General features: G+C 71.1%; 14 protein-coding genes and 1 pseudogene. 7 read left to right on the plus strand and 8 right to left on the minus strand.

Annotated elements, in window-relative coordinates; genetic code table 11:
- From AB0D29_RS33185 to AB0D29_RS33195, 3 genes and pseudogenes are all read left to right on the plus strand, one after another.
- Positions 1 to 166 (plus strand): annotated as a pseudogene (locus AB0D29_RS33185) (sulfate ABC transporter substrate-binding protein); the annotation flags it as partial.
- A 117-nt stretch (positions 167 to 283) separates the two neighbouring features.
- A complete protein-coding gene (locus tag AB0D29_RS33190; RefSeq protein ID WP_362859426.1) occupies positions 284 to 1,195 on the plus strand; it encodes a formylglycine-generating enzyme family protein in 912 nt (303 codons plus the stop codon).
- Between the two features lie 36 nt (positions 1,196 to 1,231).
- A complete protein-coding gene (locus AB0D29_RS33195) occupies positions 1,232 to 1,783 on the plus strand; it encodes a rhodanese-like domain-containing protein (RefSeq protein ID WP_362859345.1) in 552 nt (183 codons plus the stop codon).
- Positions 1,784 to 1,833: 50 nt separating this feature from the next.
- On the opposite strand, the gene AB0D29_RS33200 is transcribed toward AB0D29_RS33195, so the two are convergent.
- Positions 1,834 to 2,490, minus strand: a complete 657-nt coding sequence (locus tag AB0D29_RS33200; protein WP_362859427.1) for an HAD-IA family hydrolase — start codon at positions 2,488 to 2,490, stop codon at positions 1,834 to 1,836.
- Positions 2,491 to 2,832: 342 nt separating this feature from the next.
- Positions 2,833 to 5,406, minus strand: a complete 2,574-nt coding sequence (locus AB0D29_RS33205) for a helix-turn-helix domain-containing protein (RefSeq protein ID WP_362859346.1) — start codon at positions 5,404 to 5,406, stop codon at positions 2,833 to 2,835.
- Positions 5,407 to 5,541: 135 nt separating this feature from the next.
- Between AB0D29_RS33205 and AB0D29_RS33210 the strand changes: the two genes are divergently transcribed.
- Complete coding sequence (locus AB0D29_RS33210) at positions 5,542 to 5,781, plus strand: hypothetical protein (RefSeq protein ID WP_362859347.1); 240 nt, start codon at positions 5,542 to 5,544, stop codon at positions 5,779 to 5,781.
- A 17-nt stretch (positions 5,782 to 5,798) separates the two neighbouring features.
- On the opposite strand, the gene AB0D29_RS33215 is transcribed toward AB0D29_RS33210, so the two are convergent.
- The 3 genes from AB0D29_RS33215 to AB0D29_RS33225 form a co-directional block, all read right to left on the minus strand.
- Positions 5,799 to 6,551, minus strand: coding sequence for an amino acid ABC transporter ATP-binding protein (locus AB0D29_RS33215; RefSeq protein ID WP_362859429.1), 753 nt, complete (start codon positions 6,549 to 6,551; stop codon positions 5,799 to 5,801).
- Positions 6,552 to 6,574: 23 nt separating this feature from the next.
- Complete coding sequence (locus AB0D29_RS33220) at positions 6,575 to 7,537, minus strand: ABC transporter substrate-binding protein (RefSeq protein ID WP_362859349.1); 963 nt, start codon at positions 7,535 to 7,537, stop codon at positions 6,575 to 6,577.
- Positions 7,538 to 7,653: 116 nt separating this feature from the next.
- Positions 7,654 to 8,802, minus strand: coding sequence for an LLM class flavin-dependent oxidoreductase (locus AB0D29_RS33225; protein ID WP_362859350.1), 1,149 nt, complete (start codon positions 8,800 to 8,802; stop codon positions 7,654 to 7,656).
- Positions 8,803 to 9,437: 635 nt separating this feature from the next.
- Here AB0D29_RS33225 and AB0D29_RS33230 point away from each other — a divergent pair.
- On the plus strand, positions 9,438 to 10,487 hold the full coding sequence (locus tag AB0D29_RS33230) for an amino acid ABC transporter permease (protein WP_362859352.1): 1,050 nt from the start codon (positions 9,438 to 9,440) through the stop codon (positions 10,485 to 10,487).
- 86 nt (positions 10,488 to 10,573) lie between these two features.
- Here the strand turns inward: AB0D29_RS33230 and AB0D29_RS33235 are convergent, their stop codons facing one another.
- Together AB0D29_RS33235 and AB0D29_RS33240 are read right to left on the minus strand one after the other, a co-directional pair.
- Positions 10,574 to 11,746, minus strand: coding sequence for a UDP-N-acetylglucosamine--N-acetylmuramyl-(pentapeptide) pyrophosphoryl-undecaprenol N-acetylglucosamine transferase (locus tag AB0D29_RS33235; RefSeq protein ID WP_362859353.1), 1,173 nt, complete (start codon positions 11,744 to 11,746; stop codon positions 10,574 to 10,576).
- A 113-nt stretch (positions 11,747 to 11,859) separates the two neighbouring features.
- The gene (locus AB0D29_RS33240; RefSeq protein WP_362859355.1) at positions 11,860 to 12,861 is read right to left on the minus strand and encodes a chlorophyllase; all 1,002 of its coding nucleotides are present in this window, start codon (positions 12,859 to 12,861) and stop codon (positions 11,860 to 11,862) included.
- 156 nt (positions 12,862 to 13,017) lie between these two features.
- Here AB0D29_RS33240 and AB0D29_RS33245 point away from each other — a divergent pair, with 156 nt between their 5' ends.
- The gene (locus tag AB0D29_RS33245; protein WP_362859357.1) at positions 13,018 to 13,608 is read left to right on the plus strand and encodes a TetR/AcrR family transcriptional regulator; all 591 of its coding nucleotides are present in this window, start codon (positions 13,018 to 13,020) and stop codon (positions 13,606 to 13,608) included.
- Between the two features lie 376 nt (positions 13,609 to 13,984).
- Here AB0D29_RS33245 and AB0D29_RS33250 read toward each other — a convergent pair whose 3' ends face one another.
- Complete coding sequence (locus AB0D29_RS33250; protein WP_362859358.1) at positions 13,985 to 14,146, minus strand: hypothetical protein; 162 nt, start codon at positions 14,144 to 14,146, stop codon at positions 13,985 to 13,987.
- On the opposite strand from AB0D29_RS33250, the gene AB0D29_RS33255 reads away from it, so the two are divergent.
- Positions 14,082 to 14,405: an alpha/beta hydrolase gene (locus AB0D29_RS33255; RefSeq protein WP_362859430.1), complete on the plus strand. Its 324-nt coding sequence runs from the start codon at positions 14,082 to 14,084 to the stop codon at positions 14,403 to 14,405. The genes AB0D29_RS33250 and AB0D29_RS33255 overlap by 65 nt on opposite strands.
- The last annotated feature ends 50 nt before the right edge of the window (positions 14,406 to 14,455 follow it).

The raw sequence follows: 14,455 nt of genomic DNA on the forward strand, positions 1-14,455 counted from the left end.
CGACCCGCTGGCCTCCACGCTGAAGACCCAGTCGGAGTGGGCGGTCAAGGCCAAGCTCATCGAGCAGCCCGACCTCGCCGGCATCTACGACCTGACGCTCCTGAACAAGGTCCTCAAGGCCGCCGGCAAGCCCGAGGTCTCCGACGCCGGCCTCGGCGCCAAGTAACCCGTAGCCCGGCAGACCCAGGAGGTGACGACCATGGCTCCCACAGAGCCCGTCACCCTCCTGGGCACCCCCGGGTGCGGAAAGCCGCTCCCCACCACCCGCACCGACGGAGCCGCCATGAGTTCCTGCTGCACTCCCGGCCAAGGTGACGTCACCACCGTCGCGCTCTCCCCGGCGCCGCGGCCACCGGTCGCCCCCGCGGAACGGGCCGCCGGGCGGCTGATCGACCTGCCGGGCGGGCGCTTCCTCATGGGCACCGACGATCCGGACTCCTTCCCGGCCGACGGCGAAGGGCCGGTACGCGAGGTCGGCGTCGGCCCGTTCCGCATCGCGCCGACGACGGTGACCAACGCCCGGTTCGCCCAGTTCGTCGAAGCCACCGGCCATGTCACCGAGGCCGAACACTTCGGTGTCTCCTTCGTCTTCGGCGGCTTCCTGTCCGATCAGGTCGCCGCCGTGTCCCCCGCCGTGGCGGCCGTCCCCTGGTGGCGGGCCGTCCCCGGTGCGAGCTGGCGCCACCCCGAGGGGGCCGGTTCGTCCGTCACCACGCGCCGTGGCCATCCCGTCGTCCACGTCTCCTGGAACGACGCCCAGGCGTACTGCGCCTGGTCGGGCACCCGGCTGCCCACCGAGGCCGAATGGGAGTACGCGGCCCGCGGCGGCCTCCGGCAACGGCGCTACCCGTGGGGCGACGACCTCACCCCCGGCGGCCGGCACATGTGCAACATCTGGCAGGGCGACTTCCCCACCCTCAACACCGCGGAGGACGGCTACGAGGGCACGGCGCCGGCGAAGTCCTTCCGCCCCAACGGCTTCGGCCTCTACAACGTCGTCGGCAACGTGTGGGAATGGTGCGCCGACAGGTTCGCACCCGGCACCAGCCGCGTGATGCGCGGCGGCTCCTACCTCTGCCACGACTCGTACTGCAACCGCTACCGCGTCGCGGCCCGCAGCTCCAACACGCCCGACAGCTCCACCGGCAACATCGGCTTCCGCGTGGCCGCGGACGGCCCACGGCCGCCGAGCTGACACCACCGTCCCCTCTGCCAAGGACCACGATCCGCCATGAGTGTTTCCGCAGCCCTGAGTGTGACCGAGGCGTTCCCCCGCCACCACGAGCTGACCGTCGTCGATGTCCGCACCCCGGGCGAGTTCGCGTCCGGCCACCTGCCGGACGCCCTCAACATCCCCCTCGACCGCATCGGGCGGGCGCTGACGGATCTCCGTGAGGCCGCCGAACACAAGCCCCTGCTGGTGGTGTGCGCCTCCGGCGCCCGGTCGGAGAACGCCGTCGCCACCCTGGCCGCCCACGGCATCGACGCGACGAGCCTCACCGGCGGCACCACCGCCTGGGCGGCCGAGGGCCACCGGCTCCACTACCCGGACGGCCGTCCGCGCAACGTCTGGGCCATGGAGCGCCAAGTCCGTTTCACGGCGGGCTCCGTCGTCCTCCTCGGCCTGGCCCTCGGCTTCCTCGTCCACCCGGCCTTCCAGTTGCTGTCCGCGGGGATCGCGGCCGGCCTGGTCTTCTCCGCCCTCACCAACACCTGCGGCATGGCGGTCGTACTCGGCAGGCTTCCCTTCAACCGTCGGGGCAAGGCGTCCCCGAACACCTAAGGCTCGTCCCGCAAGAGATCTTCGACGTGATCACACCAGCGACAGCAAGATCATTGCACTGTGGCCGATCCCTCCAGCCTGTGAGGGAGGGGCCCGGAGGCGAAGGCGAGGATGTCGCGGACCGCTTCGTGCAGGCTGCCAAAGTGACGATGCACGCCGTCCACCGCTGCGGGAGTGTTGACGCCCCACACTGTCATCCCGGCACGCAGCCCGGACTGCACCCCGGAAGGGGCGTCCTCGATGACGAGGCAGTCCTCCGGTTGGGCACCGAGTCGCGCGGCGGCCTGCAGGTACGGGACCGGCGACGGCTTGCCTTCCTCCACCGCAGCCGCATCCACGAGGACCTCCGGGACCGGCAAGCCCGTCCGTGCGAAACGTCCACGTACCCGGTGCTCATAGTTCGACGTCACCAGTGCCCAGGCCCCGGGCCGCAGAGCGTTCAGCAGCTCCGCGGCACCGTCGAAAGCCGCATAGGTGCCGGAGCGGACATCCTCGTCCTCCAGCTCGTGCAGTGCGGCCAGGCACTTTTGAGCATCCCGGTGCGGAGCGACCTGCGCGAAGGTCTCCATCGGCCTCGTCCGCAGCGCCACTCGGTAGACCTCATCAGGGTCCAGTCCGTAACGCTCTGCCCACGTGCGCCAGACCAGGCGCTGATTGTCCACGGCATCGATCAACGTGCCATCGACATCGAACAGGACATACCTCATCGCACCAGATTGGCCGAGTTCACTGATCACGCCTCGATCATGCCATCAGACGCTGATCAGACAGTTTGCGGGACGGGCCTTAGGTTCGCCGACCTGACCGACTTCTCACGCCAGATGACCGCGCGCGGGTGGACGTCCCCGTATTCGGTCCGGCCGAGGATCTGGCCGGCATTGTTGATCGTCAGCGCATCGGAACGCTTCAGGACCTGGCCGGGCCTCTCGTCGGGCAGACGGGTGGCGCCCCACGACTCCCGCCCCGGGCGCATTCTTTCTCACGGCGCGCACCCCGCACGGAACGCCTATGTGATCTCTGCCGGGGGAGCAAGGTCCGAGGGGGACGGCCTAGGTCGCGGCGCGGCGCGCTCTCAGGCGGTGCCACCATCGCAGGGTCGCGTCGTTCGCCAGCTCCGCGTACACCTCACGGGCACGCCCGTCGTCAACTCCCGCCAGGAGCCGGACAGCCCTGAGCCGTGAGGAACCGCGCCAGGTACGGTCGTGCGCGAAGGCGACCAGCATGTCGTGGCCGACGGCGTCGAGGGGAGCCGCGGGCTGGGGGCCGCCGTTCGGCTGGGCCGGCTTCTCGGCGGCGTGGTGGTGGAGATCCGCGAGCCAGAGGGCCGCCTCGGCTCGCGGGCCGTGGGCCACGTCATCGTCGTGGGCGAGCCGAGTGAGCAGTTCCACCCCGCGCTCATCGCCCAGTTCCGCGAGGAATCCGGCGGCCTTGAGCCGTTTCCCCGCCTTGAGGCCGGTGTCCTGGGCCTGAGCGGCCAGGATCTCGCCGCCGTTTGTGTCGCCGAGCTTGGCCAGCCGTGCGGCGACCGGCGGCCCGCACACGCCGGAGAGGTAGGGCGAACGGGCCAGTTCGGTCAGAATCTCCAGGCCGCGCCTGTCCCTCAGGAGCAGGAGCGTACTGGCAGCCCACACCCGGTCATCGATCTCGAAGCTGGACAGGATTCGGGCGAACATGCGCTCGATGTCGGGAGCCGGGTCGTCGGCGGTCCACCGGCTTCGCGCCACCTTGGCCCGCCAGAGCTCGAAACGGCCGATGCGGCACAGCCTCAGCAGGGTGTCGGTCACGACGCCGGTGACGGACGACGGCAGCTCCGTACCCAAGTCGCACTGATCGGCCAGGAATCTGCATCCAGTCAGTCCGCCCCGGTGCGCGAGGCGTCGCAGTTCTTCGATCACCGGCGTGGAGTCGTGCTCACCGTCGTCGAGCAGGAAGCCGAAGTAGGACTCCTCCTCCCGGCCGGGTGGGTTCCAGTACCGGCGCCCCAGCAGTCGCCTGCTGGCATCCAGCTGAGGCAACACCCAGTGCCGGGACCAGTCCTTCACGAGCAGGCGGGACAGTTCCGTCGCACGGGTCTGCGGGCTCGCGTGGCGGGCGGCGCAGTATTCGAGCAGTGTCTGGTGGAGGAAGACGATCTCGCCTGCCCTGACCGTCAACAGCCCGCTGCGCAGCAGGCTCGCCTCCAGGAACGCTCGCCACTCGCCCGAGGGCACCGTGGCCGGGCGTTGGGCAGCGGGCTGTGACTCCAGGAGGGCGACCGCCGACACCGTCTCGTCCCGCCGGCGTTCGGCGGCCAGCAGACCGATGAGCTCGGGAAGCTTCTCGAGGGTGTGCTCGGCTCGGCCGAGGACGGCGGGTCCGTGCCTCTCCAGGCCGGCGTAGCGCTGACGGGTGTCCGGTGATGCGGCGGCCCATTGGCGCTCGTGCAGCCGCTCGGTGAACTGCCGATAGATCTTGCCGCGGCTGGTGGGCAACTCCTTGTCGGGTGAGTCGACGTGGAGCTGGCAGAGCATCGCGGCCATCAGGGGCGTGCGGGCGAGGTCGGCGATCCGCCGGAACGCCGGATCCCGCGTGAAGCGCTCGGCCGCCCGCACCGGCTCGGGCAGTCCGAGGGCGCCGAACCAGCGACAGGCCACCTGCTCGACGTCCTCGGGGCTGAAGGGCAGCAGGCGGTACCAGGCCACGTCCGGGCCGAGAGCGCGGAACTCGCGGGTGGGCAGCGGGCGGGCGGCGATGACGAAGCGGAACAAGTGGGCGTGGCGCCCCTTGGCCAGGGCGGCGAGGGCGCCCACGATGTCGTGACGGGCTGCCGTGCTGGTGACCTCGTCCAAGCCGTCGACCAGCACGAGCCAGCGCGCCCCGGCCCGCGGCGGGCGGGTGAAGAACTCCGGGGGGACGTCGTCCAGGAGGCCGTGCGGCCTGAGGTGCTCGTTCACGGCCGTGGCGAGGGCCTTGCCGAACGTGTGCCTGACCAGAGACTCGGCCGGCACCAGGACGGGCATTTCCTCCGCTTGGGAATCGGCCCAGCGGTTGAGCCCTTGGTCCAGCCAGATGCGCAGCAGACTGGACTTTCCGCCCCCCGGCCCGGCGGTGATCACGCACACCTGCTTCTCGGCCAGGGCCTCGGTGGTGGGCAGCGGTCTCGGCCCGGCACCGAGCAGCGCTGCCGGGTTCCCGTCAACGGGGCTGTCCGGATCCACCGGGACTGCTTGCTGACCCCAGTGGACATCGGTCAGAGACGGTGCGGTTCCGGGCAGGAAGAAGGGGTGGGGGTGGTGTCGGGCGACCTCGCGGGCTGCGGCGACGTAGTCGTGGAGCAGGCGGCTCTGCGACTCCGCTCGGGCCCGCACGGGGCGGGTGCGGGGTTCGGCCCGGTCCCGCAGGCCCTCCAGCTCCGCGCGTTCTTCTCCCTCGATGCCCAGAGTGGTGAGGAGCGCGTCGAGCGTGGCGAAGTTCGGCGTGGTCTTGCCCTGTTCGGTCTGACTGATCGTTCCCACGGCGATCTCCGCCCGCGACGCCAGTTCCCTGACCGCCCACTTGCGGGCCTGCCGGGCGTTCCTGAGCGAGGTGCCGAGACGTGCCAGTGCCAGTGCCTGTTGCGGAGTCAGTGCTTCCCCGTCGGCCATCGCTCCCCCACGGATGTCCCGTTCATCCTTGTTCACTCCCGGGGATGAACACCCACCGCAAAGGCTTGCATGGCCTGACCGGTCCGGCCGGACCTTTCCCGGATCCGATCGGCCATGAGCCCGAGGAGAACTGCCATGACCAACATCGATCACGACCACGTGCTGGCCGCCGCTCTCGGCGCACCCGTGGTCCTCGCCCTGCTGGGCCGCCTCGTCCGAGGCCGGCAGCAGCCGCGGGCGGACCTCTTGCGCGGCCTGCGCGATCTTCTGACGCTGCGCATGGTCCTGCGTGACACGGCGCCCGAGGAGCGTGCCGAACTGCTCGGAGCCCATCTGTCCTGGCGACTCGGCCGAGGCGGCCGGGACAGGTCCTGACCCGAGTCAGTGGAGAGTCAGAGGACCTTGGAGAGGAAGGCGCGGGTACGGGCGTGCTGCGGGTCGTCCAGGACGGCCGCGGGCGGCCCCTGTTCGACGACGGATCCGGCGTCCATGAACACGACGGTGTCGGCGACCTCACGGGCGAAGCCGATCTCGTGCGTCACGACGATCATGGTGGTTCCGGCGCGGGCGAGGTCCTTGATGACGTCCAGGACCTCGCCGACCAGCTCCGGATCGAGCGCCGAGGTCGGCTCGTCGAAGAGCAGTACCTTGGGTTCGAGGGCGAGCGCGCGGGCGATGGCCACGCGCTGCTGCTGCCCGCCGGACAGTTGCAGCGGATAGGCGTCGGCCTTGTCGGAGAGGCTGACGCGGTCCAGCAGCCGACGGGCCGTCGCCTCCGCCTCCTGCCGTGGGCGGCGCAGCGCGGAGAGCGGGGCCTCGACGAGGTTGTCCAGCACGGTGAGGTGCGGGAAGAGGTTGAAGTTCTGGAAGACGAACCCGATGCGGGTGCGCTGCCTCAGGACTTCCTTCTCCTTCAGCTCGTACAGCTTGCCGCGTGAGCTGCGGTAGCCGATGAGATCGCCGTCCACGCTGATCCAGCCGCGGTCGACCTTCTCCAAGTGGTTGATGGTGCGCAGGAGCGTGGACTTCCCCGAGCCGGAGGGGCCGAGGATCACGGTGACCTCACCGGCATGGACCAACAGGTCCACGCCGCGCAGCACCTCCAGCGGCCCGAAGCTCTTGTGGACGCCGCGCACGTCGACCATGACGTCGTTCACGGGTCCTCCCTTCACGTGTGCTCGGCCGGGTTGATCTGCGACGTGTCGATCGCGGAGGCGGTGGTGCCCCACTTCTTCAGGATCCGCGCGTAAGTGCCGTTCTTGATCAGCTCGTTGACGGCTGCCTGGAGGGCGGGAGTGAGCGGGGAGCCCTTCTTGAAGGCGAATCCGACGTCGAGGCGGTGGTACTCGCCGAGGAACGCGGTCTGGGCGGCGGGCTGTGCGGCCTGGTGGCGCAGGCCGTTGATCGTCGACATGACGACGTCGATCCGGCCCTGCTGGAGGGCGGTGGTGACGGCCCCGGTCTCGGAGAAGACCTTGACCTCGTACGGCTTCTTGCCGGCCGCGGCGCAGACGCCCTTCTGCGCGGTGAGGGTCTTCTCGAACGTCGTGCCCGCGCCGGTGCCGATGGTCAGTCCGCACAGCTGGGTGAGGTCGGAGACCTGTGTGGTCAGGGTGGTGTTGCCCGTCTTGACGGCGAACCCCTGCCCGTCGTTGATGTAGGTGACGAAGTCGATGGTCTTCAGGCGTTCGGTGGTGACGCCGAAGTTGCCCGTCCCGAAGTCGTACTTGCCGCTGCCGAGCGCGGGCAGGATCGTCTCGAAGGAGGCGTCCTGGCGCTCCAGCTTCACGCCGAGGACCTTGGCCACCGCGTCGGCGATGTCGATGTCCTGGCCTGCGGGCGGCTTGTCCTGCCCGTTCGGGTAGAACGCCGCGGGAGGGGCTCCGACGGAGCTGCCGACCCGGAGGGTGCCAGCCTTGCGGACCTCGGCGGGCAGCAGGGCGGCGATCGAGTCCACGGTCTGCACGCCGGCGACGGGGTCGTCGGCGGGTACCGAGGACACCTGGGCACCGGCCACGGCCGGGGCCCCACCGCCACCGGAGCCGCAGGCGGTCAGCGCCAGGAGGGGCAGCAGGGCGAGGGCTGCGGCGGTGCGCAGGCGGGTGCGGGTCCCGTTCCCGGGGAGGTTCACAGCGGGAAGGCCTTTCCGTTGCGGGGCGTGGTGCCGGGGCGGGGTGTGGGCGTTGGGGTGGGGCGCGGCCGTGGGGTGGGGCGTGGCCGTGGGGTGGGGCGTGCGTGCTGCGGAGATCACCCGCGCGCCGCCGTGAGGGTCTGGTGGGGACCGTGCGCCGCTTCGCGCTCGGCGTCGCGCTTCGCGACCTCCTCACGGACGAGCGGGATCACGTGCCGGCCGAAGTCGACGGCGTCGCCCAGCAGGTCGTAGCCGCGGGCCGAGAGGATGTCGACGCCGAGGTCGTGGTAGTCCAGCAGTGCCCGGGCGACCGTCTCCGGGGTGCCGACCAGGGCGTTGGAGTTGCCCGCGCCGCCGGTGGCGGCGGCGGTCGGGGTCCACAGCGCCCGGTCGTAGCGCTCCCCCGCCTCGGCTATGGCGATCAGGCGCTGTGATCCGGTGTTCTGGGGCGCCGTGGCCTCCAGGACTCCGTTGCGGTGGTGCCGTACGAGGCCCGCCTGCCGCCGCTGCTTGATGGCTCCCACCGTGCGGTGGGCCTTCTCCCAGGCCAGTTCCTCGGTCGGGGCGATGATCGGGCGGAACGCGACCTGGATGCGCGGCACGTCGGTGCGGCCCGCTGCCTTCGCCGCGGCCTTCACGGCCTCGATCTGCTCGGCGGTCTTCGCGAGCGGCTCGCCCCACAGGCAGTAGACGTCGGCCTCCGCTCCGCCGGCGGCGTACGCGGCGGGCGAGGAGCCGCCGAACGAGACGTTCGGGCGCGGCTGCTGGACGGGGAAGACATCGCTGACGAAGTCGTGGAAGCGGTAGTGCTCGCCCTCGTGGTCGAAGGGCTCGTGGGTGGTCCAGATCTTCTTGACGATCCGGATGTACTCGCGGGTGCGGGCGTAGCGCTCGTCCTTGGTGAGGGTGTCCCCCTCACGGCCTTGCTCGTGGTCGTTGCCGCCGGTGATGAAGTGGACGGTGAGGCGGCCGTCGCTGATCTGGTCCAGCGTGGCGAAGGTCTTGGCGGCGTAGGTGGGGTACGAGACGTTGGGCCGGTGGGCGAGCAGGATCTGGAGGTGGTCCAGCCGGCTCGCGATGTAGGCGGCCGCCGGGGCGGGGTCCGGGGATCCGGAACCGTAGGCGAACAGCACGCGGTCCCAGCCGTGGTCCTCGTGCGCCCGGGCGAGCCGGAGCGTGTAGTCCTTGTCGAATGCGGCGCCGGATCGCGCGGTGGTTTCGGATCCGTCGTTGGTCGCGGCGATGCCGAGGAATTCCACGGGCATGGGGTGGCCTTTCGGAAGCGCTGATGGAGACCGCGCATGCGGGCATGACGGAGCAGCCGCTGTTGCAACGGAGATTGAAAGGACGTCAGGGCATCAAGGCATCAGGACGTCACGAACTCACATGCGGGTGGTACGGGCGTGACGACGCGGGGCGTCGGGAGAATCGGGGCGGCGGCAGCGCACGCCGAGGGAGATCTCGGCCCGCGACGGGGTCACCGAGGGAGGGAAGGGCCGATCAGACAGCCCGCTGCCGCATCAGGCGCAACACGCCGCGGACCACACCCGACCGAAGTCGATGTAGTCGCGCGAGACGAGGCGCTGATGGGCATTCATGCGACTACTTGAGCAGTACATGCGGCTCTTCGTCAAGCAAGGGCCCGGATGGCGGACGGCCCCTGTCGGCCGGGCCTGACGTGGTTGACACGGCCGGGCCATGGGCACATACGATCGACGACGGAGCGCCTCCGCCCACACGGAAGCCCCTCCGCCCGCGTTGAGGGACGCGGCGAGCGTGACGACACGAGTACCCGTTCCCCGGCAGCAGCGTCTGCGCGCGGAGCCCGTTCCGGGCTGCCGCGCGCCGTGCCGCCGGGTGGTCATCCACGCCCGCGCCCCCTCCCCTGGAGAGCCTCCCCATGGCCACCCCGCCCGACGTCTCCGACGCCTCCCACGCATCCCACACCACCGGCGCTCCCACCGCTCCCGCTGCTCCCGCCAGGGCGACCGCCCCTCCGGCGAAGCACTCGCGGGCGCACGGCATCCCCGGGACCGAACTGCCGCCGATCGTGCCGCGCCGGCGCATCGGCCTCCGGCTGTCCGCTGCCGCCGCCCTGCTGGTCTTCGCGATGGTGCTGGTCTCCGTAGTGCGCAACGAAGCCTTCCAATGGGACGTGGTGGGGCAGTACTTCACCACCACCGCCGTGCTCGACGGGCTCCTGCTCACCCTGTGGCTGACCGGCGCGGTGATGGTGCTCGGCTTCCTGTTCGGCACCGTGCTGGCGGTCATGCGCCTCTCCGCCAACCCGGTCCTGCAGACGCTCAGTTGGGGCTACGTGTGGATCTTCCGGTCCACGCCGCTGCTGGTGCAGCTGCTGTTCTGGTTCAACATCGGCGCCCTGTACCCGACGCTCGGCCTGGGCATCCCGTACGGCCCCCAGCTCTTCACCGTCAAGACGGTGAACCTGCTCGGCCCGACCCTCACCGCCGTCATCGGCCTGACCCTGCACGAGTCCGCGTACGCCGCCGAGGTGGTGCGCGGCGGCATCCTCTCGGTGGACCCCGGCCAGACCGAGGCCGCACAGGCGCTCGGCCTGAGCAGGCGCCGCACCCTGCGCCGGATCGTCGTCCCCCAGGCGATGCGGTCGATCGTGCCGACCGCCGGGAACATGCTGATCGGCACGCTCAAGGGCACGAGCATCGTCAGCGTGCTGGCCGTCCACGACCTGCTGTACTCGGTCCAGCTGGTCTACAACCAGAACTACCGGGTGATCCCGCTGCTGATGGTCGCCACCCTCTGGTACATCGCCGTCACGACCGTCCTGAGCGGTGGCCAGTACTACGTGGAGCGGTACTACGCGCGCGGCAGTTCTCGCAGCCTGCCGCCCACACCACCGCAGCGACTGCGCATCCGGCTGACCGCCCTGCGCGCCCGACTCCACGCCCTGACCGCCCCCGGCGGACGCTAGCTTCAGGGCTTCAGGGCTTCAGGGCTTCAGCGGCCCGGACCCGCCGCCGATGGAGCGGCGGGCCTGGTGTCCCCGCGGCGGGCGGATCAGCCGGACGCGGCGGACAGGAGGACGTCCACGAGCCGGTCCGCGGCGTCCGGCCTTCCGTACGCCCTGGCCCGCTCCGCCATCGCCGCCCGCCGTCCGGGATCGGTCAGAAGCGGGCCGAGCGCATCGCCGAGCGCCTGCGCCGTGACGTCGCCGAGCAGGGCGACGGCCGCTCCCGCGTCGGCCAGGTGCCGGGCGTTGTGCGCCTGTTCGTTCCCCGCCGACGTGGCGAGCGGTACGAACACGGCCGGCTTCCCGAGCGCGGTCAGCTCCGCCATCGTCCCGGCCCCGCTGCGCGACAGCACCACATCGGCCAGCGCGAGCACGTCGGGCAGCTCCGGCCCGACGAAACCGGTCAGGTGGTACCGCCCGGCGAGGACGGGGTCCAGGCCGGCGGCGGCGTCGCGGAGTTCGTTCACGTTCGCCGGGCCGCACTGGTGGATCACGTTCGCGTGGCTCAGCAGCCAGGGCAGCACGTCCCGGACGACCCCGTTGATCTGCTGCGCGCCCTGCGCGCCGCCGGTGACGTAGACCGTCGGCAGCCGCCTGTCGAAGCCGTACAGGGCCATCGCCTGAACCGCCTTGTCCGGGTGACCGGTCAGCACCTCCGGCCGCACCGGGTTCCCCGTGACGACCGCCCGGTCCCGTACCTCGGTGGGCAGCAGGGCCAGCGACGAGTCGGAGGACACGGCGATCCGCGTGGCCGAACCCGCCAGCTTCCGGTTGGCCAGACCCAGGCGGACCGTCTGCTCGTGCAGGACCAGCGGACGCCTGCACAGCCGCGCGGCCAGCCCGGCCGGCACCGCGACGTACCCGCCCGTCGCGAGCACGACATCCGGCTGGAACTCGGACACGATCGACCGCGCCTGCGCCACACCGAGCGGCACCCGCGCCATGTCCTTCACGTTCGCGGCGGACAGCATCTTGAGGGGGTTCGACGAGCGGCGGATCTTCCCCGTCGCCACCGTCTTGAACGCGATCCCCTCCGCCGGCGCGACCCGAGCCTCAAGGCCGTCCGCGGTACCGATCCACAGGACATCGAGCGTGCCGCCCGTCGCCGCGAGGCGGCTCTGCAGGGTACGGACCGCCGTCAGGGCCGGATAGGTGTGACCGCCGGTCCCCCCGCCTGTCACGAGCAGCCGGAAGGAACGCGGGAGCGAAGGAGTATCCACCTGGGCAACCCTACTGTCTGATGACCGACGACGACGCGGGCGCCGTGCCGCACACCAGCCGGGCCGGACACCAGCCGGGCCTGACCTGGCCATCGCGTCGTACGTGCGGTGGTTCAGCGTGTCCGCGAGCCGGAGGAGGACGATCGCCCGCCCGGTGTGGTCGGCCGGGTCGTCTCCTTGGTGTGCAGCTTCCCCAGCGGGCCGGGGTCTTCCGCCAGTGCGGTGGCCGCCGCCTTCCAGCCGGTGTCCTCGGGGTGGAGGGCGCTGCGCAGGAAGGCCGTGGTGAGTCGTTGGATCAGAGCGACGCGCGCCGGGCTCTCGTCGGTGGTCTCGGCGGCCTCGTACCCGGGGATGCCTCCTAGCGAATGCTCGGCGCCGAACAGCGTCAACAGGCCCTTGCTGCCCGGGCTGTGGGTGTAGGCGTCGGTGAACCAGTCCGGTCCGCGCGTGGACAGGGCGGAGTCGTCGTGGTCGCCGGCGACTATGAGGGCCGGTGTGGTCATGGTGTCGAAGGACGGCCTCATGAAGGGGAGGTTCTCGACGGCGAACGGGGTCAGGTCGTCGCCAAGGCCCGGTACGGCGAGGAGCACGCCCGCCGTGACACGGGGGTCGGACATGTCCTCGCCTGGGACACCGTCGGAGTCGAGGACGCGCGCGCCCAGCAGTGTGCTCGCCGTCTGGGCGCCCCACGAATGGCCGGCGACGGCGATGCGGTCGCGGTCGAGGCGCCCGGCGAGGCCGGGCAGGGAGGCTTCCAGGGTGTCGAGCCCGTCCAGTACGCGGCCCAGGTCCTCGATGCGGATGCGCCAGATCCGCGCCGTGCGGGGGTCCTCGGCGGGGAGGCCGAGCGTCCTGGAGTCGAGGTGGGTGGGCTGTAGGACCACGAAGCCGTGGGCGGCCCAGAAGTCCGCCAGCGGGGCATAGCCGTTCATCGAGCAGCCGTGGCCGTGCGAGAGGACGATGATCGGCAGATCGCCGCCCGTCGCGGGGGCGGAGACGCGGACCTGAAGGTCCTCGCCGCGGCCGGGGGCGGGCAGAACGACCGGCTTCGCGGAAATCACCGTGGTGGGAGCGTCCGCGGTGTTCTGCGGGTTCGCGGTCTTCGATTCGGACATGGAAGTGCCTTTCGCTGGGTGCCTTCATGGACAGCGACGTGGTCAACCGCTCGCGGTTCTGCCATCATGAATGAAACGGAACCGTGTTCCGTTAACGATACGGAACGTTGTTCCGTTTCACAAGAGTGGTTCGGCACGTTCGGAAGGAGTACCGCGGTGAACGACAGCGGCCAGAGCCCGGGAAGCTCAGCCACCTCCAAGCGCAAGGACGCCCGGCGCAACCAGCAGACCCTGCTGGAGGCGGCCGCCGCGGCCTTCGTCGCCTCGGGCGTGGAAGCGCCGGTACGCGACATCGCGGCCCGGGCCGGCGTCGGGATCGGCACGATCTACCGCCACTTCCCCACCCGCGCGGACCTCGTCATCGCCGTCTTCCGCCACCAGGTCGACGCCTGCGCCGAGGCCGGCCCGGCCCTGCTGACGACCAGCCCGACACCCCATGCGGCGCTGGCGCGCTGGGTCGACCTCTTCGTCGACTTCCTGGTCACCAAACACGGACTGGCCGCCGCGATGCAGGGGGACGGCACCGGCTTCGAGACGCTGCACGCCTACTTCCTCGAACGCCTCGTGCCGGCGTGTGCCCAGCTCCTCGACGCCGCCACCGCCTCCGGTGAGATCCGCTCCGACCTCGACGCGTACCAGCTCATGCGCGGCGTCGGAAACCTCTGCATCGGTGCCGAGAGCGACCCCCGCTACGACGCCCGTCGCCTGGTCGCCCTCCTCGTCGCGGGACTGCGCCAGCCGACCTGAGGGCCGCTCCGCCGGCGCGCGCCCTACCCGGCGGGTGCCCGCCCGTCGGACAGCTCCGTCCACAAGTCGAGGAAGGCCTGCAAGGGCGCACTCGGCCTGACGCCCGGCCCCTGCCTGTCCCCTGCCTGCCTCCTGCCGGGACCCCGGCCCAACTCTGCGTGCTGCTCTGCGTGTTCCCCGTCCGCGCGTACGGCTTGCATGGAGGGCGCCGGACAGGCGCCGGGCCTGTCCCTCCAGACCGGAGACGCTCATGGCAACCATCAGGAACATCGTGCTCGTGCACGGTGGCTTCGTGGACGGATCGGGCTGGCGGGGGGTCTACGACCACCTGACCGCCGACGGCTACCGGGTGGCCGTCTTCCAGAACCCCACCCTGTCACTGGCCGGCGACGTCGCCGCCACCCACCAGGTCCTCGACGGCCTCGACGGTCCGGCCGTGCTGGTCGGTCCCGCCCACGGACGGTCGCCTGTTCCTGGACCGGGACAGGTTCGCGGCGTCCTTCGCCGCCGACGTCCCGGAATCGACGGCCGCGTTCATGGCCGACTCCCAGGTCCCCTGGGGCGTCGACGCCCTCGACGGGGCGGTCTCGGCATCGGCCTGGCAGACCAAGCCGTCGTGGTACCTGGTCGCCACCGACGACCGGATGATCCCGCCGGCCGCTCAGCGCGCCATGTCCGAGCGCGCCGGCGCGACCGTCACCGAGACGCCCGGCAGCCACGCCGTCTACGTCTCCCGTCCGGCCGTCGTGGCCGCCGTCATCGCCCAGGCCGCCACCGGCCTCAACGCGCAGTCCTAGGTCGTGTCGGCCAAGTCCCGCCTGCTCGGCGGGGCTTGGCACACATGCTT

Origin of the sequence: Streptomyces sp. NPDC048424 (assembly GCF_040651555.1) — a bacterium.
Classification (GTDB): domain Bacteria; phylum Actinomycetota; class Actinomycetes; order Streptomycetales; family Streptomycetaceae; genus Streptomyces.